At 44.3% G+C, this 18,836-nt stretch carries 19 protein-coding genes and 1 pseudogene; 9 read left to right on the top strand and 11 right to left on the bottom strand.

Features of this window, described 5'->3' with window-relative positions:
- The first annotated feature begins 136 nt into the window (after positions 1 to 136).
- The gene (locus tag LCY76_RS18895; protein WP_248253901.1) at positions 137 to 1,561 is read left to right on the top strand and encodes an amino acid permease; all 1,425 of its coding nucleotides are present in this window, start codon (positions 137 to 139) and stop codon (positions 1,559 to 1,561) included.
- 166 nt (positions 1,562 to 1,727) lie between these two features.
- On the opposite strand, the gene cspD is transcribed toward LCY76_RS18895, so the two are convergent.
- Entirely contained in the window at positions 1,728 to 1,925 is a 198-nt protein-coding gene (cspD, locus tag LCY76_RS18900) for a cold-shock protein CspD (RefSeq protein WP_053357010.1), read from the bottom strand.
- Between the two features lie 337 nt (positions 1,926 to 2,262).
- Between cspD and LCY76_RS18905 the strand changes: the two genes are divergently transcribed.
- On the top strand, positions 2,263 to 2,535 hold the full coding sequence (locus tag LCY76_RS18905; RefSeq protein WP_248253902.1) for a YqhV family protein: 273 nt from the start codon (positions 2,263 to 2,265) through the stop codon (positions 2,533 to 2,535).
- An 87-nt stretch (positions 2,536 to 2,622) separates the two neighbouring features.
- Here the strand turns inward: LCY76_RS18905 and LCY76_RS18910 are convergent, their stop codons facing one another.
- From LCY76_RS18910 to LCY76_RS18930, 5 genes are all read right to left on the bottom strand, one after another.
- Positions 2,623 to 4,635: a methyl-accepting chemotaxis protein gene (locus tag LCY76_RS18910; RefSeq protein WP_248253903.1), complete on the bottom strand. Its 2,013-nt coding sequence runs from the start codon at positions 4,633 to 4,635 to the stop codon at positions 2,623 to 2,625.
- A gap of 179 nt (positions 4,636 to 4,814) precedes the next feature.
- The gene (locus tag LCY76_RS18915; protein ID WP_248253904.1) at positions 4,815 to 6,062 is read right to left on the bottom strand and encodes a site-2 protease family protein; all 1,248 of its coding nucleotides are present in this window, start codon (positions 6,060 to 6,062) and stop codon (positions 4,815 to 4,817) included.
- Positions 6,063 to 6,294: 232 nt separating this feature from the next.
- On the bottom strand, positions 6,295 to 6,438 hold the full coding sequence (locus LCY76_RS18920; RefSeq protein WP_082683571.1) for a Fur-regulated basic protein FbpA: 144 nt from the start codon (positions 6,436 to 6,438) through the stop codon (positions 6,295 to 6,297).
- Between the two features lie 17 nt (positions 6,439 to 6,455).
- Positions 6,456 to 7,157, bottom strand: a complete 702-nt coding sequence (locus LCY76_RS18925; protein WP_248253905.1) for an LrgB family protein — start codon at positions 7,155 to 7,157, stop codon at positions 6,456 to 6,458.
- Entirely contained in the window at positions 7,154 to 7,516 is a 363-nt protein-coding gene (locus tag LCY76_RS18930; RefSeq protein ID WP_248253906.1) for a CidA/LrgA family protein, read from the bottom strand. Before LCY76_RS18930 ends, LCY76_RS18925 begins: the two co-directional genes overlap by 4 nt.
- 213 nt (positions 7,517 to 7,729) lie before the next feature.
- Between LCY76_RS18930 and LCY76_RS18935 the strand changes: the two genes are divergently transcribed.
- The 5 genes from LCY76_RS18935 to dhaM all read left to right on the top strand — a co-directional run bounded on the left by LCY76_RS18935 (position 7,730) and on the right by dhaM (position 11,927).
- Positions 7,730 to 8,059 carry a MerR family transcriptional regulator gene (locus tag LCY76_RS18935; protein WP_053357005.1) on the top strand — a complete coding sequence of 110 codons (330 nt, stop codon included), beginning with the start codon at positions 7,730 to 7,732 and terminating at the stop codon, positions 8,057 to 8,059.
- A 128-nt stretch (positions 8,060 to 8,187) separates the two neighbouring features.
- Positions 8,188 to 9,783 carry an APC family permease gene (locus LCY76_RS18940; protein ID WP_248253907.1) on the top strand — a complete coding sequence of 532 codons (1,596 nt, stop codon included), beginning with the start codon at positions 8,188 to 8,190 and terminating at the stop codon, positions 9,781 to 9,783.
- 192 nt (positions 9,784 to 9,975) lie between these two features.
- Positions 9,976 to 10,962 (top strand): dihydroxyacetone kinase subunit DhaK, encoded by a 987-nt coding sequence (gene dhaK, locus LCY76_RS18945; protein ID WP_248253908.1) that lies wholly within the window; start codon positions 9,976 to 9,978, stop codon positions 10,960 to 10,962.
- Position 10,963: 1 nt separating this feature from the next.
- Entirely contained in the window at positions 10,964 to 11,566 is a 603-nt protein-coding gene (gene dhaL / locus LCY76_RS18950; RefSeq protein ID WP_248253909.1) for a dihydroxyacetone kinase subunit DhaL, read from the top strand.
- Entirely contained in the window at positions 11,559 to 11,927 is a 369-nt protein-coding gene (gene dhaM, locus LCY76_RS18955; RefSeq protein WP_248253910.1) for a dihydroxyacetone kinase phosphoryl donor subunit DhaM, read from the top strand. The genes dhaL and dhaM overlap by 8 nt, the downstream gene beginning before the upstream one ends.
- A 140-nt stretch (positions 11,928 to 12,067) precedes the next feature.
- On the opposite strand, the gene LCY76_RS18960 is transcribed toward dhaM, so the two are convergent.
- The 4 genes from LCY76_RS18960 to LCY76_RS18975 all read right to left on the bottom strand — a co-directional run bounded on the left by LCY76_RS18960 (position 12,068) and on the right by LCY76_RS18975 (position 15,613).
- Positions 12,068 to 12,766: an SMI1/KNR4 family protein gene (locus LCY76_RS18960; protein ID WP_248253911.1), complete on the bottom strand. Its 699-nt coding sequence runs from the start codon at positions 12,764 to 12,766 to the stop codon at positions 12,068 to 12,070.
- Positions 12,767 to 12,771: 5 nt separating this feature from the next.
- On the bottom strand, positions 12,772 to 13,953 hold the full coding sequence (locus tag LCY76_RS18965; RefSeq protein WP_248253912.1) for a pre-toxin TG domain-containing protein: 1,182 nt from the start codon (positions 13,951 to 13,953) through the stop codon (positions 12,772 to 12,774).
- Positions 13,925 to 14,251 carry a hypothetical protein gene (locus tag LCY76_RS18970; protein WP_248253913.1) on the bottom strand — a complete coding sequence of 109 codons (327 nt, stop codon included), beginning with the start codon at positions 14,249 to 14,251 and terminating at the stop codon, positions 13,925 to 13,927. The genes LCY76_RS18965 and LCY76_RS18970 overlap by 29 nt, the downstream gene beginning before the upstream one ends.
- 186 nt (positions 14,252 to 14,437) lie before the next feature.
- Positions 14,438 to 15,613: a styrene monooxygenase/indole monooxygenase family protein gene (locus LCY76_RS18975; RefSeq protein WP_248253914.1), complete on the bottom strand. Its 1,176-nt coding sequence runs from the start codon at positions 15,611 to 15,613 to the stop codon at positions 14,438 to 14,440.
- A gap of 268 nt (positions 15,614 to 15,881) precedes the next feature.
- Here LCY76_RS18975 and LCY76_RS18980 point away from each other — a divergent pair, with 268 nt between their 5' ends.
- Both LCY76_RS18980 and LCY76_RS18985 read left to right on the top strand, forming a co-directional pair.
- The gene (locus LCY76_RS18980) at positions 15,882 to 17,120 is read left to right on the top strand and encodes a helix-turn-helix domain-containing protein (RefSeq protein ID WP_248253915.1); all 1,239 of its coding nucleotides are present in this window, start codon (positions 15,882 to 15,884) and stop codon (positions 17,118 to 17,120) included.
- Between the two features lie 81 nt (positions 17,121 to 17,201).
- Positions 17,202 to 17,957 (top strand): Nif3-like dinuclear metal center hexameric protein, encoded by a 756-nt coding sequence (locus LCY76_RS18985; RefSeq protein ID WP_248253916.1) that lies wholly within the window; start codon positions 17,202 to 17,204, stop codon positions 17,955 to 17,957.
- Between the two features lie 106 nt (positions 17,958 to 18,063).
- Here LCY76_RS18985 and LCY76_RS18990 read toward each other — a convergent pair.
- A pseudogene (locus LCY76_RS18990) lies at positions 18,064 to 18,830 on the bottom strand (SDR family oxidoreductase).
- Positions 18,831 to 18,836 lie beyond the last annotated feature (6 nt).

An 18,836-nucleotide genomic window follows, 5' to 3' on the forward strand; every position in this document is an offset into this window, starting at 1 on the left:
TATCAATTCCTTCGTAAACTTAAAAATCTCTTGACAAAAAATTTACTTTATCGACATATCTCTCATTTTGCTTTTACATTTATGGAAGAGATAGGTTCCGGGAACAATGGGTATGTATAAATCAGGAGGGATGACCGTGCATAATCAAAATGTTGTAAAACAAAGTGTTAAAAATGTGCAAAAGGGCAAGGTTGAAAAAGGCAAGTCCCATAAGCTTGCCTGGTGGCAGCTCTCACTGATCGGGATCGGATCAGTCATTGGAGCTGGATTTTTTCTGGGTTCAGGCCTTTCCATCCATTCAGCTGGCCCCTCGGTTCTGATCGGTTATGTTCTCGCAGGCCTGACTGCCTATTTTGTATTCAGCGCCCTGGCAGAGATGACGGTGCAGGATCCGCAGCCCGGTTCATTCCGGACATACGCCGGCCAGGCATTCGGCCACCCGGCCGGTTTTATGAGCGGATGGATTTATTGGACGGCAGGCGTACTGATCATGTCCAGTGAGGTAACGGCTCTGGCCATCTTTACACAGCTCTGGCTTCCACATGTGCCTCTATGGCTTTTATCCGTTGTGTATTCTGTGCTGGCTCTTGGAATTAACCTTCTTGGCGTAAAAAACTTTGGCAGCATTGAATCTTTTTTTGCAGTCATCAAAATATCTACTCTCGTTGCCTTTATCGGATTTGGCGCATTGGCAGTAACCGGGGTGATATCACCGGGGGCCGTCCATGATGGACTGTCGTCATCCTCCTTTTCCGGCGGCTGGTTCCCGAACGGTTTTTCCGGCTTCTGGTCCGCGATGATCTTTATTTTGTTTTCCTATGGCGGCATTGAAGTTCTCGGCGTTTTATCTACCGAATTACGAAATAAAAAAGACGTGCCAAAAGCCGGCACGTTTCTTGTCATCGCTTTAACCGTGATGTACGCCATCAGTATTTTCTTTATCCTGATGATGGTCTCTTTTAGGGTGATCAATGAGGATAAAAGTCCGTTTGTCAAAGCACTGTCCCATTTCCCGATTCCCTATTTGGACAGTATCTTTAACGTCATATTAATCAGCGCCGCATTCTCCACGATGGTCGGTGCGCTGTTCTCCATTACCAGCATCATGGTTTCACTGGCTAAAGACGGTGACGCACCGGGGCGCCTGCAGAAGAAAAACAGTCGAGGCGTAGCGGCAGGAGCGCTGATGCTCAGCGGTATCGGGCTTGCCATCTCCGTGCTGTTTTCCTTTTTGCTTCCGGATACCGTTTATGAATACATGACCACCTCTGCAGGCATCATGCTTATTTTGAACTGGCTGATTATCCTGGCCTCTCATATTAAAAAAAGAAAGCAGATCGGTGCGAAGAAAGAGCATTACCGTTCTTCATCCTACCCGCTGACTTCTTATTTAGGAATCGCACTGATCGCATTTACGATCGCCGGTTCCCTGCTCCACACGAATCAGCGCGTTGGCTTCTTTATCAGCCTGGGCTTCGTCGCCGTCATCCTCGGCGCTTACTTCCTTGGTTCCCGCTTCGGCAAGTTCAAGAAAGTCCACAAATCCGAAGAAGAGTATTGATTGGTTTATGCGGTGCCATTAGGTGGTGCCCATTAAGTGGTGCCAGGCACCGCTTTTACACACTTGTGTGATGACGGTGCCTGGCACCACATCAAAAAAACAGAACATAAATAACCCGGCATTCTGTGAATGCCGGGTTATTATCCGATGTATCGGTTAGTTTAAATTATAGTTTCGTTACGTTAGCTGCTTGAGGTCCGCGAGCTCCATCTACGATTTCAAACTCAACTTCTTGGCCCTCATCAAGAGATTTGTAACCATCAGAATTGATTGCTGAGAAATGTACGAATACATCGTCTCCGTCTTCTCTTTCAATAAAACCGAAACCTTTTTCTGCGTTAAACCATTTTACTTTACCTTGCATGCACTTTCACTATCCCTTCATCATGACGATCTGTATAGTTGCCCTATACAATCATAGTATTACATATTTAAAAATTTGTTGTCAAACTCTTCATTTAGCGAATAGTAAGAAGTTTTGTCGAATAATCTTTTTCCGGATATATTCTTTTAAAATACTAAATAAATGCACCCGGATTTGTGAAAAATCCTTCTTAATCCATGGATAAGAATCCGGGAAATATTATTCACTTCTACTTCCGTGTGGACAACATATAGTGTATGGAGCAGACGGTGCCAGGCACCGCTTTTACATATGTGTGTAATCCTGGTGCCTGGCACCCGCAATGGGGGTTGAAGATATGTTTCAGGTGTTTGAGAAGGTTGTCCTTGGAATGGCATTGATCCGAATGGTTTCCGGCTTATGTGAAGTATCCGCTGCTTTCCTGATGCTCCGCTTTAATTCTGTGGAAAAAGCACTGCTGATTAATTCCACCTTATCCATCATCGGCCCATTCATCTTCTTTTCCACGATGTCCCTGGGGCTAGTCGGCATCACCGCCAAGATCAGTACAGGCAAACTGCTGTGGATCCTGGCAGGACTGGGGCTCATCGTTTTCGGAATAAAAAAATGAATAAGTCCCCAAAATGCTAAAAGCACTGCCTTAACAGCGTTTAGAGGCAGTGCTTAACATCCGAATGCTATAGTAAGATATCTAATTTTACGACTCGAGGTTAAAGTGCTTAATCTGATCCTGTAAATGGCTGCTTGCTGCATTGAGTTCGTTTGCCGATTGAGCCACACTTCCAAGTGCATGGACCTGTTCATCGGTTGAAGCGCTGACTTGTTCTGAAGCTGCTGCAGATTGTTCCGCTACAGCAGCGATATTTTGAATGGATCCCACAACTTCTTCTTTAAATGATTGAACAAATTCTACCTCTTTACGAACGCCTGAGATGGAATCTACAATTTGCAGGACCGTATTTGAGATCAACTGAAAAGCTTCGATGGTGTTCTTAACACTCTCTTTTTGCTCAACTGAGATGTTTTTGGTGTTCTCCATCTCTTTAACGACACGTTCTGTTTCCGTTTCAATCCCCTCAATGGTTTGGCGGATACGCTCAGTCGCGTTTTTGGATTGCTCTGCCAGTTTTCTGACCTCATTCGCAACAACCGCAAAGCCTTTTCCGCTTTCTCCAGCCCTGGCAGCCTCAATACTTGCGTTGAGAGCTAATAGATTCGTTTGATTGGATATGTCGGTGATGGTTTGAACAACCTCTTCTATCTCCTGTACTTTTTCTGATAGCCCTAGAATAACGAAGCCGATTGATTCGAGCACATTACTCGTCTCTTCCGATTTTTCATCCAATAAAGTTATCTTTGAAATACCTGTTTCATTTGCTTCAAAGGCTCGATCAGATAAGCCCAGCATCTTGTCTGTCTCGCTATTGAGCTGCTGAATGTGATGAGCCAGTTCCAGTGTTCTATTATTCGTTTCTTCGGCATCCTCTGCTTGCTTCATAGCTCCTGCAGCAATTTCCGTAACGGCGGTTGCCACTTCATCACTTGTTGCAATCGTTTCTTCTGCGATTGCACTTAAATTTGAGGCTGAATCCGTAACTTGAAAGATAGACGTTTCAACAGAACTGATCAAACCTCGTATATCACCAACCATTTTATTAAAATGCATTGTAAGCTGAGCTATCTCATCTCTCCCTTTTTCCTGCATTTTGATGGTCAAGTTCCCTTCTGCCACCAATCCCATCTTATTTCTCATTTCACTGATAGGTTTTGCAATGCTCCTTGAAAGAAAGTAAGTAACAATTAACGAGGCAATAACCGATAACAGGGTAATAAACAACATGATTTTACCTTGCTTGGCAGCACCAGCCATCAATACTTTTTGATCGTAAACTACTCCTATTTTCCAATGGGTCTTATCTACCGTTTGGTAAAAAAGATCAAATTTGCTGCTGTTGCTCGTAAAATGTGCCAAGCCGCCTTTGCGCTCCAGCATCTTTTTTACATACCCTGTTTTAGAAAGATTTTTCTTTGGCTGTGAGGGATGTACTAGCGCAATCCCTTTTCCATCTAATAAAATCGGGTACCCTTTATATCCCACATTCGTTTCATTGATCATCTTGCTTAAACCGGCCAAGCTTAAATCAAGGCCAACTACCCCCAGGACTTTACCGCTTCCAGGTTGAATGACACTCTTGGCAACCGTAACCACGTATTCTCCTGAACTTGCATCAACATATGGATCGGTCCACAGAATTTCACCTGGCTGCTTCACCGCATTTTGGTACCACGGTCTTGAAGTGGGGTCAAAACCAGGTGGAAGATCAATTTTTGGTGATGTTTTAAATTGCTTTGTTGCTGCCCCTACATACAATACTGCCACATTTTTATTTAGATTTAAGAAAGATTGATAATCTTGATCCACTAAAGGCCACTTTTGATCAAGACCTTTCTTTTCATTCTTTTCCAATGTAGTTAAATAACTGATTACCCGGCTGTCATTGCTGTATCGTTCGATCGTATCGCCATATAACGTCAGATACATTTCAGTGGTTTTCTTCAAATGGCCTGTAACCCCTGTTGCTTGCTCTTCAATATTGGTCTGCATTTCACCGCTCGTCTGACGGTATGTAAATAAGGACACTGTTACTAGTGAAACTGCAACAAGTATCCCAATTGATACCATAAGCTTGGTCTGTAATTTTTTAAACATCCTCTGATCCCCCTAAAGCTGTAGAAAGTTGTATTTTCCTTTTTATCGGCTTTAAAGAGGAAGTTTTATATGAAAATTCAGAAATTTTTATAAATAAGGGTGCCAAATAAGGGTGCCAGGCACCGCGTTTACACACTTGTGTAACGACGGTGCCTGGCACCTAAAAAATTTTTTCAATATTATCTCCCCAGCAGCTCGCGGTGGACTTCCATGATGGTATGCCCATAAACGGCAAAGTAGGATAACACACCAGCGAGTGCAAGATACAGGATCAGCACTATAACTTTCGTTTTCATGTTTGCGACATAATAATTCTTACGCCGTTCGACCTCTTCCTGCTGTTTATCTGCTTCCTCTCTCACAGCCGAAAGATAGGCCTCAACCACGATTTCAGGACGTCCGCCCTCCGGCTCTTCCCAATGGGTTTCTTCCTCTGGATGCAAAGACCTCTCAGCAAGAATACGCGCTTTCTCCCGCTCTTTCATGACTTCATCTTTGTAGATAAGCAGGAACCATTTTTCCCGTTTAGCGAGCAATTCAAGCTCCGTCAGCAATGCGGCTTTTTTCAGACGTTTTTTATCATGAAAGAATGGAATATTTCTTCCTGTTGGTACCTGGCGCATCAAACGCTGCTGCTGCACCCTTCCTTCATCGATAAAAGTATCCACGATGTATGGAAAGTTAGGAAGCTCCCGGTATTCACTCATGTCTTCCACGAGAGAATGAATCTTTTCTTCTTCTCTGCGGCAGATTTCCAGCGCCTGGCTGCTCTCCTGCAGGACATAATCCTCTCTCACTCTTCTCCACCACGTGGCGATGCCGAACAAGAAGATCAAAAAGATAATCGGATCAGGTGAAATAAACATGTATGGAATCATACAGATCAGCCCGATCAGCCATAATTTTGTGGAAAGAACACCTACAATCCGGCCCCCGTCCAGCGGAGATACCGGAAACAGGTTGAAAAGGTTCAGCATCGCGCCTAAAAATACAACTAATCCCCAGAATGGCGATCCTTGTGTCTCGTACAAATAAACCGCCGGCAAAAAGGACAGCAAACCGAACAGCGGGCCGGCATAAGCTACAAATGCTTCATCCTTTGCGTTCTTGGGCATTTCTTTCATTCCCACGACCGCACCCATAAACGGGATAAAAATCGCCGACGAGGTAGGTATGCCCTTTCGCTTCATGGCGACCAAATGGCCCATCTCATGGACAAAAAGGAGGTACACAAGGGCAACAGCAAACTTCCATCCGTAAAAGACGGCGTAGGCACCGACCGACAGGAACATGGAAATGAGCGTTGCAAATTTTCCAAGCTTCAATAATCCAAATACCCATTTTAATTTTCCTAGAATAAATACACCAATTGCAGCCAGAACCGTCAAAATTTTAGACTGGCTCTTTTTTTCAGCTCTTTCAGCCATTCATCATACCCCCAATAATCTCTGCGGCAAGAAGTAAGAATCTGTAATTTTATCTATTCAAACCATACCACATATACGTACCAATGGGGAAAAAGTTACAGACCCGCAGAAGAAAAACCGCCTAAGATCAGGCGGTTTAATTGACTCTCCATCTTCTCTTTTTCAGCACGTGGTGCCAGGCACCGCTTTTACATACTTGTGTAACGGCGGTGCCTGGCACCACCACCACGCTCTACTGATACAGTGCCTTTAGTTTCAGCGTCTGGTATTCTTTCAATAGTTCCTCTACGCTCAGTTCGTGCAGATGGCCGTTCTCTGATTTATAGTAGCCTGCATCAATCAGCTTGCTGATCAAGACTTGCTTTTTCTGTTCCATACTGATGATACCCTCCTTTATAGATACGCAATTATTATCATGCCCGCTGGAATGAAAACAGAAACAAGAACGGCTGTGGTTGTCATGCCTACGCTTCCCATTACACCTTCTTCTTCTCCCCATTGAAACGACCGGTTGGCTCCGAGCGCCTGTGCGGAAACACCCATTGCCAGTCCCCGTGCCGTTTTACTTTTAATGTTGCATCGGTCCAGCACGCGGGGGCCGACGATCAGCGAAAATAAGGCTGAGAACAATACAAAAAGAATAGTTAAGGATGCTGTTCCTCCAAGAGAATTCGAGACAGACAAAGCTACAGGCAAGGTTGCCGCTTTTGGAAGCAAGGATGCGACCACGTTTCCTTTAAATCCGAGCAGGACAGCAAACGCACATGCAGAGACAACTCCTGCCAGCCCGCCGCTGACAATTCCTACCGTAATTTTCTTTATATTTTTCTTAATAAGCGGATATTGTTTATAAACAGGAATAGCAAGCGATACAATCGCCGTCTGAAGAAGAATGGAAAAGATGCAGCTTCCTTTTTCATACGTTTTTACATCCATATGAAGAAAAGGCAGCAGAAGAAACAGCAGCAGCGTAACCGTATATAACGGATTCAGCCAGACGTTATGATTGGACTTGCGATAGACCTTCAACCCGAACAAATACGCAAGGCTCGTTGTGACAATACTCATCATGGCATTCCCAAACATCATGCTCATCGATTTCTCCTCCTCTTTCGCTTTTCGTAGTATTCAACAGAAAATCCTGTACCCAGTAAAATACATAAACTGCTCAATGAAAGAACGAGCAGCACCTTCCATATCTGAACATGAACGGTTCCCCAGTTCAGCAGGAGTCCCACCACAGGCGGAATAAACAAAAGCGTCATGTGCCGGAGATGATAGTTTGCCGCTCCTTCCACCCATTCCAGCTTCACGATTCCCATCAACAGGCCAAGCAACAGCAAAAACATTCCAATGATACTTCCGGACAGCGGCAAATGAAAAAATGATGCAGCTGCGTTTCCGGCTCCTAAGGCCATAAGGATGATCCCAAACTGCCATAGCAATGTTTTCAAAATGATCTCCCCCCTCTGTTACCCGGAACGGTTAAGGCTATTATAAAAAAGAAAAATACAGAAATCTCCCATTCTGTCAGATTACCTTACGCACTTTTTTCGAAGAGCAAAAACTCATGTGAGAAAATCTGACATACTTCTTTTCAATAAGGTAAGAAAACATTATAGTAATGGAAAGAACTTCGTGCCACCACTGATAAAGGAGTGATGTGGGTGTCTAATGAGAGTTCATCATATAAAGAGAAAAAAGTGATTTCCATCGGCACGGTTAAAGACTTAACGGGGTTATCGGTCAGGCAGATCCGGTATTATGAAGAGCGGAATTTAATCTTTCCTGCCCGTACGGAAAAAGGCACACGCAAGTATTCCTTTTCAGATGTGGAGATGCTGATGAGCATAGCAGACAAGAGAGAAGACGGGGTTCAGACACATGAAATCAGGAAGGAGCTGAAAAAGGCAGAGGAACGAACGAGAAAAGAACAGTTGCGGGATACGATGATCAGGGGGCAGTTGAACGCGCATTTTAATATGATAAAAAGATAGAAAAGAAGCCAGTTTCTGCAGGTTATGCCTGAAAGAGCTGGTTTTTATTTTGGACAGCGTTTATTCCGCTGATTTTCAGGGAAATTTTACTATATCTACACTTTACCAAAATTAAGGAGGTGCCTTCAGTGGCGGCAGATCAAAGCAATGGTAAATTTAAACGAAGACTAAGCACATTGGACTTAACGTTTCTCGGACTCGGTTCCATTATCGGATCAGGATGGCTGTATGCAGCGGCCACCGGTGCTCAATACGCAGGACCCTATGCCTGGATTTCCTGGCTCATCGGGGCTGTCATCATCATGTTCATCGGACTTGTTTATGCAGAACTTGGCGCGGCTATCCCCGTTGCAGGCGGCTTTGTCCGCTATCCGGATTTCACTCACGGATCCATCGTCGGTTTTCTGATCGGATTCATCTCCATGCTGGCCTATTCAGCGGTCATCAGTATTGAATCGCAAGCGGTCAGGGGGTACCTGGAATACTGGTTTGACGCCCTCGGCCATAAAGACGGAACGCCTACTTTCGCAGGTTTTGCCGTTCAGATTGGTCTCATTCTTCTGTTCTTTTTCCTTAATTACTGGAGCGTCGCATTATTCGGCAAGATCAATACGTTTCTTACTGTCTTTAAATTCGTCGTTCCTTCCATCATTATCATCGTTCTGTTCATGCACTTTGATGCCTCAAACTTCGCTGTGAGCGGTGCACAGCCTGGCGGAGCTAAAGGGATATTCGCTGCCGTTACAGGAGCCGGTATCGTGTTTGCTTTTAACGGTTTTCGCCAGCCGATCGAATTTGCCGGTGAAGCGAAGCGTCCGGAGAAAAGCATTCCGTTTGCCATCATCTACGCCGTACTGATCGGCCTTCTTGTTTACATGCTGCTGCAGATTGCTTACATAGGAGCCGTACCGTCAAATATGCTGGATAAGGGCTGGAGCGGCCTTCACTTCGACTCTCCATGGGCTGACTTGGCTTCTGCACTCGGGATCGTATGGCTTGCCAACCTGGTGCTCGTCGATGCGGTCATTTCGCCTTCCGCTACCGGGAATATCTATTTCTCAGCAACAGCCCGCTCTCTCTTCGCCTGGGCAAAGAATGGTTATTTCTTTAAAATCTTTCAGAAGATTGATAAAAAAAGCGGGTTGCCGCGTGCGGCCCTTTGGCTCACACTTGCGCTGGCCATCATCTGGATGCTTCCCTACCGTTTCCAGGCATGGGCAGACTTGGTCGATGCCAGCACCTCGCTGAAAGCGCTAACCTTTGTCGTCGGGCCAGTATCCTTAATGTCCCTTCGCCATAAAGTGCCGGAACTCAAGCGTCCATTCTTGCTCAAAGCGGCCAACATCGTCACTCCGCTCGCTTTTGTCGGGGCAACACTGGTGATCTATTGGAGCAAATGGAAGGTTGTCTCGTTCATCATTCCGATCATTATTTTATCACTTATTCTATATTTCATTTTTGCGTACCGTGAAGCATCATATTCAAAAGAAAGGGTCAGGCTTCATTTGAAATCCGGATGCTGGCTCATCATCTATTATTTATTCCTGCTTGCCATGTCATTTGTCGGCAGCTATGGTCCGGGAACGAGAGCAGACCATCTCATCCACGCACCTTGGGACACGTTGGTGACCGGCGTACTTTCACTCATATTCTATTATTGGGGCGTTCATTCAGCCCTCGACGACCCAGAGATCAAAATGGATGATGTGGAGAGCACCCATTGATCGTTAACCCCTGTCAGTTAAGCGGCAGGGGTTTTTAAATTACGAGACTGTTATTCTATGATTCAAGCAAAAGAGTGCGGGGAACAGTAAGTAAGTGATTTAATTCCTTGACAGTTTTCCAGAATTGCAGCGAAAGTTATAATAACGGGTTCTTATCCGTACTCGATTTCAAGCAGATAAGGAGAGATGAAGTTGGACAAACTCATGCAGGATCCCAATCAATTCGTATCAGACATCGTTGACGGACTCGTACGCTCCCACCCCGATCAATACGAAAAAGTGGAAAGCGTAAATGTGATTAAAAGAAAAGGCGGTACACCTTCAGGACACGTTGGTCTCGTTTCCGGAGGAGGAAGCGGACACGAACCTGCCCATGCAGGCTATGTCGGTGATGGCATGCTTAGTGCGGCAGTATGCGGAGAAATCTTCACCTCCCCAACGCCAGACATGGTGCTCGAAGGAATCAAGGCGGCAGACGGTGGTTCTGGTGTCCTTCTCATTGTAAAAAACTATTCAGGTGATGTGATGAACTTTGATATGGCTAGGGAATTGGCAGAACTCGAAGGCATCCAGACAGAAACGGTAATCGTCAACGACGACATCGCCATAAAGAACCATGATGACCGGCGCGGTGTTGCAGGTACGGTGTTCGTTCATAAAATTGCCGGTGCCGCAGCCGCTGCAGGAAAACCATTAAAAGAGGTAAAAGAGATCGCCGAAAAGGCGATTCGCCAAGTGCGGTCCATCGGAATGGCCCTCTCCCCTTGCTATATGCCGGAAAGCGGAAAACCGGGGTTTGAACTGCACGAAGATGAAATGGAGATCGGCATTGGTATCCATGGAGAGAAAGGCATCGAGCGGAAACCCATTTCTTCGATAAAAGAGATTGTCGCTCAGCTGCTGGATAAGCTGACTTCAGAGGTAACAGACAAACGAATCGCTGTCATGGTGAACGGAATGGGCGGCACCCCTGTGTCCGAGCTTTATCTAACCTATAAATATGTGAGTGAACAATTGGAACAGCAAGAGTATAAAATTGAACGCAGCTATACAGGAAATTATATGACAGCTCTAGAGATGCACGGATTTTCCATTACACTGCTTGCCGTAGATGATGAATTACTGGGGTACTTGGATGCCCCGTCCAATACAATCGGATTTCCAGTGAGAGGTGAATAAAATGAAATTAACTGCAGAAGGATTGCAAAAAGCGCTGCTTCAAACCGCAGATCAGATCGAACAGCAAAAAGACGAACTCACAGACCTGGACCGCGAAATTGGGGACGGCGACCACGGCATCAACATGTCACGCGGGTTTCAGGCGGTAAAAAAAGAACTGCAGAACAAGGAGTCTTTTGAAGACCTCGGTGAGCTTTCCAAGCTTGTCGGGATGACCCTGATCAAAACGGTCGGCGGCGCATCCGGCCCCCTCTTCGGCACCGTTTTTGTAAAATTCGCAGCCAAGTGGAACGGCAAAGATGCTGTGGAAGGCGATGAGTTGTACAACGGATTTAAGGAAGCCGTTGACGGCATTGCCGCCCGCGGAAAATCTCAAGCCGGCCAAAAGACGATGCTGGACGTATGGGTGCCGTTTACCGAAGCTCTTAAGAGTGATGAACCCCTTGAGACAGTGATTGAAAAAGCATTGGGGGATACGAAGGAATTGAAGGCAACAAAAGGACGAGCTTCCTACTTCGGCGACGCCTCCAAGGGTGTTCAGGATCCCGGTGCCCTGTCTAGTTCCTTTCTGCTTCGCCAGTTCGCGGAGGTGCTGAATGGTTAACCTGATTCTCGTATCTCACAGTGAAAAACTAGCGGACGGTCTTAAAGAACTGCTCGCCGAAATGGCGGCGGATGTGGAAATTCACAATGCTGCAGGCTTAGAAGGCGGAAAAATCGGTACAGACGTCTCCCGGATTGAAGAAGCTTTTTCTTCAGTAACCGACGACGCCATCATCTTAACCGACATCGGCTCAGCGACCATGAACGCCGAGATGGCCCTGGAGCTCTATACCGGTGACCGAACCATTCAATTTGTGGACGTTCCCCTTGTGGAAGGCGCGTTTTTGGCCGCTGTCCAGAGCGGTCAGGGCCAGTCGGTGGAGGAGATTGTGAAGGCGCTGGAAGGTGAGTTTTCTAAGTAAAATTAAAACGGAAGCCCTGGATGTTTTTATCCTGGGCTTTTTATATAGAGCTAGTATTTTTATCCTTAAAATCGTTAGGACGATAAGATTAGGAAATTTTGTGGTCCCTCTATTTATTGCAGCATCTAAATTAATAATATTTATACGTCCTGTAAACCTATAACAATCCACTCATCAACAACATCCCAAAAATTCAAATTATATTCTGGCTGATCATTTGTAAACCATAATGTAGCTTTATCATCAGAGTTATCTTGCATGTTAATCGCAACATAGCCTCCCATCCCATTTTCAAAGAAACCGAATGTAGAATTGAGATTAATTGCAAGAGGTTCCTCTAAATCTTCTATGATTCCCCATTCAAAGTTTTCAAAGCAAGAAATATTTTGTAATCGAACAAGTCCCATTGCTCTACTAGGAAAGTAGAAAAAGCCGTTATGTAACTTTTCATAAAAATCTTTAACTGAAACTGGAATGTGAGAATAATGTTTTTGTAATTCAGAGTTTTTTGAGATACTCTCCGGAGCTCCGCCTTCATAATAAAGAATTTCATTATTTTCACTTTGTACACTATATAAAATAGCATAGGAATCATTATCTAATACCAAATCAACATCTACCAATCTTTCAGTTAAATAAGAAATGGTATTTTTTAATTCCATACCACAAATGCTTTCCCATAGGTTCATTAATCTACTTTTTCTGGAATCATTACTTGTATCTTTAAAAATATCCAGCCACTCATTTGGTAAATCATTCTTATTAAGAGCCTCTATTTCCTCGTTGGAGACTAACTTTATATTTTTCCGATATTCTTTTAAAAAAGTAATTTTGTCCATAAAAATCACTCCTTGTAAAATTCATTTATCATTTGTTGTATTCTGGGAACTAATTCCTTTTCCTTAACCATCATTTTTTCTCTAAACTCTGGATTAACTAAAATGTTTTCTTTCTTATAGAGAACCCATTCTTCAAAAGATTTGGAACCTTTAGATGTATTTGCAGCTTCACTCAGTCCCACAAAGTTATCTATAAAATTTGCAATTTCTTTCTGTTGCTCCAAAGATAACTTCTCAATCCCTTCCATTCTACTTATTTTATCTAAAGATACTATGTGATCAGCATGTAGCTTTTTATCAATAATTTTTCCCGGTAAAGCAAAGTCTTCAGTTCCAATGATTTCATCAATATTTTTATTAATTTCTTTTTGCACTTTTGAGGAAGGTGATGCTCGTCGTAACTTTGAGTAGGTACTGTCGGATATTCTCCGTTCTCCATACCTCGCTGCACCACCCACAGTTTTATCTATTAAATCTCCAGCTGGTTTAGCAAACAACCTTCCCAAATCTTTCACTTTATAGGGCTCTTCAAAATGAAACCCAAGTCCAGATCCAGGCATGCCTGCTATTTCCATAGCTCGACGAGCCTTTGGGAAAATCGGGATGTTCATGACGCCCTTCAAAGCGCTGCGAAACGCATTTTTTATAACATCCGGATGCAGCACCTTCACCATCCCGCGGAACGCTTCAATGGCTTTGTCGCCCATCTTTAAAACTTTTGCACCTTTTATGATCGCTTTGCCTCCCAATCCTGCTAGTTTTGCAGGTGGGAAGATGGTCAGCGCCGTCCAGCCAACAGCTTGAAGCCTGTCCCATCCATCGAGTTTTTCACCGGTTACCGGGTCGTACTCGGCAAAAATACGGACGACGTCGTTTACACCGACAAGCTCCATGCCCCATTCTTTCGCCTTGCCAAACCATCCCTGATCGGCTTCACGAAACTGGGCTTCTGTTCTTTTGACGACTTCCTGCGCATTGTTCAGCAAAGCCTTATAATGATCAAGTTTTTGAATAAGGCTATGGTAAAGTCCTCCTGCATGGGTATTGTCGATATCCCAGTAAGTTGCATGGAGGAGATTATAGTTCCATTTTAACGCATCTTGAATGTCGTCGCACTGATCTTCTAATTTCTCTATATCATTGGCCAGGGCTTCGAGTTCATCGGGCTTGACGTTGATTTGGCTCATCGAGCTTCTCCTGCCTTTCCATTTCATTCGCCATTTCTCTCAGCCGGGCTGCTTCTCTTTTTAACGCTTCTTTCAATTGTTCTCCTATACTTGCCGAAGCAAAGTGAGTGCTTGCTGCTTCTGACATGATTTGCAGGTAAGTGGCTTTGCTTTTGCTTTCCCATGTATCAGCGTTTGTCAGCACACGGTTTCGATCCCATCTAAGCTGGTCGAGCTTTTGCATCAATTCATTCACTTTATGCGAATACCAATCCAGCATCTCTGCCTGCATCCTGTATTTCTGCTTATCAAAAATCACGACATCACCGCCTGCTCAATCTCTGTCTTTCTATTGTAAAAAAGATAAAGGGATGGAGGTACTAGACTAAGTTACTAATATTTGCTAAAAGACGGGATGATTGAACTAGACATGAAAAAATAAGTAAAGGGTGCCAGGCACCGAGATTACACAAGTGTGTAAAACCGGTGCCTGGCACCCTCTCTCTTAAACCTTCGTGAGAAATGCCTGGTGGGCGGTGGATGGGTTTTCGAACCAGCGGGCGATCTCATCCGCTTTTTGCTGATCTTCTGCAGCACTCAGCAGCATCTGAATGACATGCCCTGGAAGCGGTTGTGTCATGGCATTCGTCCACTCTGTTACCTCTTTGACAAAGGGCTTTATACGCTCCCAGTATAAACGGCCGAGTTCTTCATCCCATCGAACAGAATGCTTATGCTCAATCAGCAAGTCAGACAGCTGTTCTGCGCAATAGGATGAGAGATTGCTTCCCTGTCCGGTAATCGGATCGTTGAGAATTACGCTGTCTCCACATCCCAGGAACAGCTTGTCGTTCACGTTGAGATAAGGTATGCGTACCTCTGGAGTAATGGCGATCTGTAAGAAGCCGTTCTCATCACATAGAGCGAAATCGATATCTACAATTCGTTCATGGATATCAGGAAAAAACATTTCGACGGCTTCTCTCATTTTTATCGTGAATGCTTCAGGCGATTTGATGCCTTTAAACATATCCAGCGGCCCTTCAGGAACGGCCGTGATGAACAGGATGGTAACAGGACCGTACTCCGTTTCAGAAGGAATTTCGAACATTTCCCCAATTTCCGGAATCACCGTCACACTGACACCTAGAGGAGAAGTTGGTTTCACTCCTTTAAAATACCCGACGATACACTTTCGCTGCGGGGTTTGAAATGGAGTAAGTTCTTTTTCGACTGGAAACGGAATAAGCGGACCGTTCTTCCCTGTACAATCAATGACCAGATCAAACTCGTCACTGAATGCTTCAATCTCCTCTTTTATGACCTTTTTCTGCTGAAAGGACACACCAGCTCTCTCTAATTCTTCTGCATAACGAGAGTATGCCAGACGCTGATCGACGGATAATGCCGGTTTTTCAAGCATACCCGCAAACAACTTTTGGTCACCTACCGTGATATGAATACTTTCAATCATTGAATCGCTTTCCCACTTCGGCATATGAAATCGTTCCTCGCGGGCTCGTGTTGGACTGAAATGAACCTGCGTGGACATGATCCGCCCGCTGCGCAGCTGTTCTGGTGAACGATGAGAAACAATGGTCACTTCAAAATCATCCTTTAAAGCATAAGCCAGCTGCAATCCGGTCGTTCCGCTTCCCACAATTCCAATACGCTTTTTCAAAACTCTCAACTCCTTAATTAATATGCTTATGCCTAACTTCTTCTTTGATAGGTAAAGTCCCTTTTTTACCTTTAAAAACAGGAAATATAGAACAGGTTTCGACAGATTATTTCCTAGGAAATTCGACTTATCTCCTTTGAAATCAAACCTCCTTGCCATTTACAGACAAATTAGGATAGAAATCGGCAAAATTATGTATATAATAGGAAAAATCAGTTTTTTTATATGATATGATAGAAAAAACTAGAATGGATTAAAGAGGTGGATCATGATTAGAGGGGAGAAAATCAAGTATTTTAGAGAAAAAAATAAACTTACCCAAAAAGAACTCACTTCTGGCATATGTTCAGTTCCCTACCTTAGTAAAGTCGAGAACAACAGCATCGTCCCTTCTCGGGAAATTCTAATTTTGCTTTGCAAAAGGCTGAATATTGAATACGATGAGCTGCTGCAATCCTCCTCAAGCAATGGCATCAAGAAGATGATTTTCAATTGGTATGAAGATATAAAAGCAAGAAATCGACCGGCTTCCGCTGACCATTACGCAACGATCGAGAAGAAGATTAAAGGCATCACCGACATAGAACTTTTAACGATGTTTCACCTGGCCGCTACCCGGCATTTTTTGCTTATTAGGGAATTTAACAAAGCCGAAGAGCAGCTGGCTTTTGCCGAAAAATACATGACCTATATGCCAAAAGAGATTGAAGGATACTACTTTTACTTTTCAGGATTGAATGAATACTTAAATGGACACTTTCAAAAAGCGCTGGAGCTGTATTTAAAAGCAAGCGAATATGTAAATGAGCCGGAGTACCATTACCAGCTTGCACTCATCTACAGCCGGTTGGGTAAGATTACACTTTCCATCTTTCACTCCGAGAGGGCGATGGAAGAGTTCAACAAAAACATCTTATTTTTTAAAGTGGTCGATTGCTACATCCTGTTGGGCATCAACTACAACCGGATCAACGAACACGCAACTGCCCTCTCTTATTTTAAAAAGGCGCTGAAAGGCATCGAATCCCTGCCGGACATCGGCCATTTAAAGATACATATCTATCATAATATTGGGATTGTCTATCATAAGCAAAAGAAGCCGTGGGAAGCGATCGATTATTTCTTAAAATCTCTTAATGTGCGCAAAGATCTGCAAGGCGGAGAGCTTACGATCTACCTTCTCGCCAGCAACCTTTTTCAGCTGAACGAGATTGAAGATGCCACCCGCTGGATTGAAAAAGGGCTAGTGCTATTAAAAGGCGAACTGAATGAAACCTACTGCCTGCTGAAGATCCTGCAATTTCAAGTGCAAAAAAGACGTAACGAAGAAGACTATAAGATCTTTCTTGAAGAGACCGCCCTTCCCATCTTCAAGCAGAAGGATGAATTCATGTATATCCGGATGTGCTATGAGCAGCTGGGCGATTATTATTACCGGAAGAAACAGTACAAGCGCTCAAGCGAATGCTACTGTGAAGCCAACAGCGTCGAGAGCTCATTCATTTAAAAAACGGGTGCCAGGCACCGCTTTTACATACTTGTGTAATTGCGGTGCCTGGCACCTATAAAATCAAAAGGAGTTCCACTTATGAACCTGGATCGATTTGAAGATACGATTAAATCACTTTTTCCTGAAGAGCTTCTCAGTGAGTTTCATGATGATTATGGTTTCACGAGCTGTGTAAAGAACGAGATTAACAGAGTTGGCTACTGCACAAATCTTTCCCTGGAAGCCATAGAGCTTGCAGCCGCTCAAAACATTGACCTGCTGCTGACGCATCATGATGCGTGGGATTTCCTCTACGGCTTGCGGGATGTCTGCATGGAAAAGTTAAAAGAGTACAACATGAGCCACTTCTATATTCACGGACCACTTGATTATGTGGAATTTGGAACGTGCACATCGCTGATGAACGAACTTGAAGTCAACAATATCATTCAACTCTCCATCTATGATGAGGGCGACATTCCAGGGATCGGCGAATTGGCTGAACCGCAATCCTTTGAAGTCCTGACTGAAAAAACAACCCAAACCTTAAACGAAAACCTTCGTGCCTGGAAGCATCATGACCGGCCAGTGAAACGGATCGGTATGGTGACGGGAGCGGGCCATTCCTCCAACACTATCAAAAAGGCAGTGGATGCCGGATGTGATACGTACATAACAGGTGAAGCTACGTTATACAGTATCCAATATGCCCAGTTTGCAGGAATCAATCTTATTGCCGGAAGCCATACGTTTACCGAGATATTTGGTGTAGAAAGCCTGGCAAAAAAAATAAAAGAGCAACATGAAGAGATCAGTATCGTCAGGATTGAAGAGTCTCATTTTGAGGCCAGATAAAGAGCACAAAATGGAGTTATTCACCCCAAAACTGATCATTATTTCTCTCTATCTGCCAAAACTCTGTAACAACAAAATCCCCTTTCCAAATGAAAGGGGATTAAAATCACTTCATAAAATCCGGATTGTTCTTCTGAAAGTTTTGCCACGCCATCTTGATTCCTTGTTGAATTTCCTCCCTCGGAGCGCTAAGACGCTCTTCTGTCCCGCCGTAACCAACCTCCAATAGCTCCTTTTTCAATCCCTCAAAAATAGTATCCGCGAAATCATCCAACGGAGCACCGAATGTATGCAAACCGACGCCTCCCAAGTCGGTATTTACAGCAGGAGGAATCACTTCCACAACTTCGATACTCGTGTCTGCAAGCTGATGTCTTAGTGTTAACGTAAAGGAATGCATCGCAGCTTTTGTTGCACTATAAATCGGAACCCAGACCCCAGGCTGTATCGCCAATCCTGATGTTACGTTCATGATGGCTGCCCTTTTTGTTTCTTCAGGTGAGGAATGAACAGCATGGACAAATGGATGGGGCCTTCAATATTGATCGCCAACTCCTTTTGATAATAACTCCAGTCATGGGTGGCGTTTTGCAAATTTACTCGCTGCTGAATTCCGGCATTATTCACCAATAGATTGAGATCCGGAAATTCATTGACTGCCCACTCAACCAGTTCAATGCGTTCTTCCTCTTTGGAAACATCACACACTTTTGTATGCAGCTCTGGGAACCTCTCTTTTGCTTCTGCCAGCTTTTCCTCGCGCCGGCCAACTGCAATGACCTTGTTTCCTTCTTTTATAAAACGTTCAGCAAAAGCAAGTCCGATCCCTGAAGCCCCGCCTGTTATCAAAATGGTGTTTCCCGTAAGATCCATTGCTGT

The organism is Fictibacillus marinisediminis, from assembly GCF_023149135.1.
Classification (GTDB): domain Bacteria; phylum Bacillota; class Bacilli; order Bacillales; family Fictibacillaceae; genus Fictibacillus_C; species Fictibacillus_C marinisediminis.

What these genes read in the sequence shown, in the direction of transcription:
- cspD (WP_053357010.1), bottom strand. Translation starts at nt 1,925, where the DNA reads ATGCAAGGTAAAGTAAAATGGTTTAACGCAGAAAAAGGTTTCGGTTTT.
- LCY76_RS18905 (WP_248253902.1), top strand. Translation starts at nt 2,263, where the DNA reads ATGTTTCAGGTGTTTGAGAAGGTTGTCCTTGGAATGGCATTGATCCGA.
- LCY76_RS18910 (WP_248253903.1), bottom strand. Translation starts at nt 4,635, where the DNA reads ATGTTTAAAAAATTACAGACCAAGCTTATGGTATCAATTGGGATACTT.
- LCY76_RS18915 (WP_248253904.1), bottom strand. Translation starts at nt 6,062, where the DNA reads ATGGCTGAAAGAGCTGAAAAAAAGAGCCAGTCTAAAATTTTGACGGTT.
- LCY76_RS18920 (WP_082683571.1), bottom strand. Translation starts at nt 6,438, where the DNA reads ATGGAACAGAAAAAGCAAGTCTTGATCAGCAAGCTGATTGATGCAGGC.
- LCY76_RS18925 (WP_248253905.1), bottom strand. Translation starts at nt 7,157, where the DNA reads ATGAGCATGATGTTTGGGAATGCCATGATGAGTATTGTCACAACGAGC.
- dhaL (WP_248253909.1), top strand. Translation starts at nt 10,964, where the DNA reads ATGAAATTAACTGCAGAAGGATTGCAAAAAGCGCTGCTTCAAACCGCA.
- dhaM (WP_248253910.1), top strand. Translation starts at nt 11,559, where the DNA reads ATGGTTAACCTGATTCTCGTATCTCACAGTGAAAAACTAGCGGACGGT.
- LCY76_RS18960 (WP_248253911.1), bottom strand. Translation starts at nt 12,766, where the DNA reads ATGGACAAAATTACTTTTTTAAAAGAATATCGGAAAAATATAAAGTTA.
- LCY76_RS18965 (WP_248253912.1), bottom strand. Translation starts at nt 13,953, where the DNA reads ATGAGCCAAATCAACGTCAAGCCCGATGAACTCGAAGCCCTGGCCAAT.
- LCY76_RS18980 (WP_248253915.1), top strand. Translation starts at nt 15,882, where the DNA reads ATGATTAGAGGGGAGAAAATCAAGTATTTTAGAGAAAAAAATAAACTT.
- LCY76_RS18985 (WP_248253916.1), top strand. Translation starts at nt 17,202, where the DNA reads ATGAACCTGGATCGATTTGAAGATACGATTAAATCACTTTTTCCTGAA.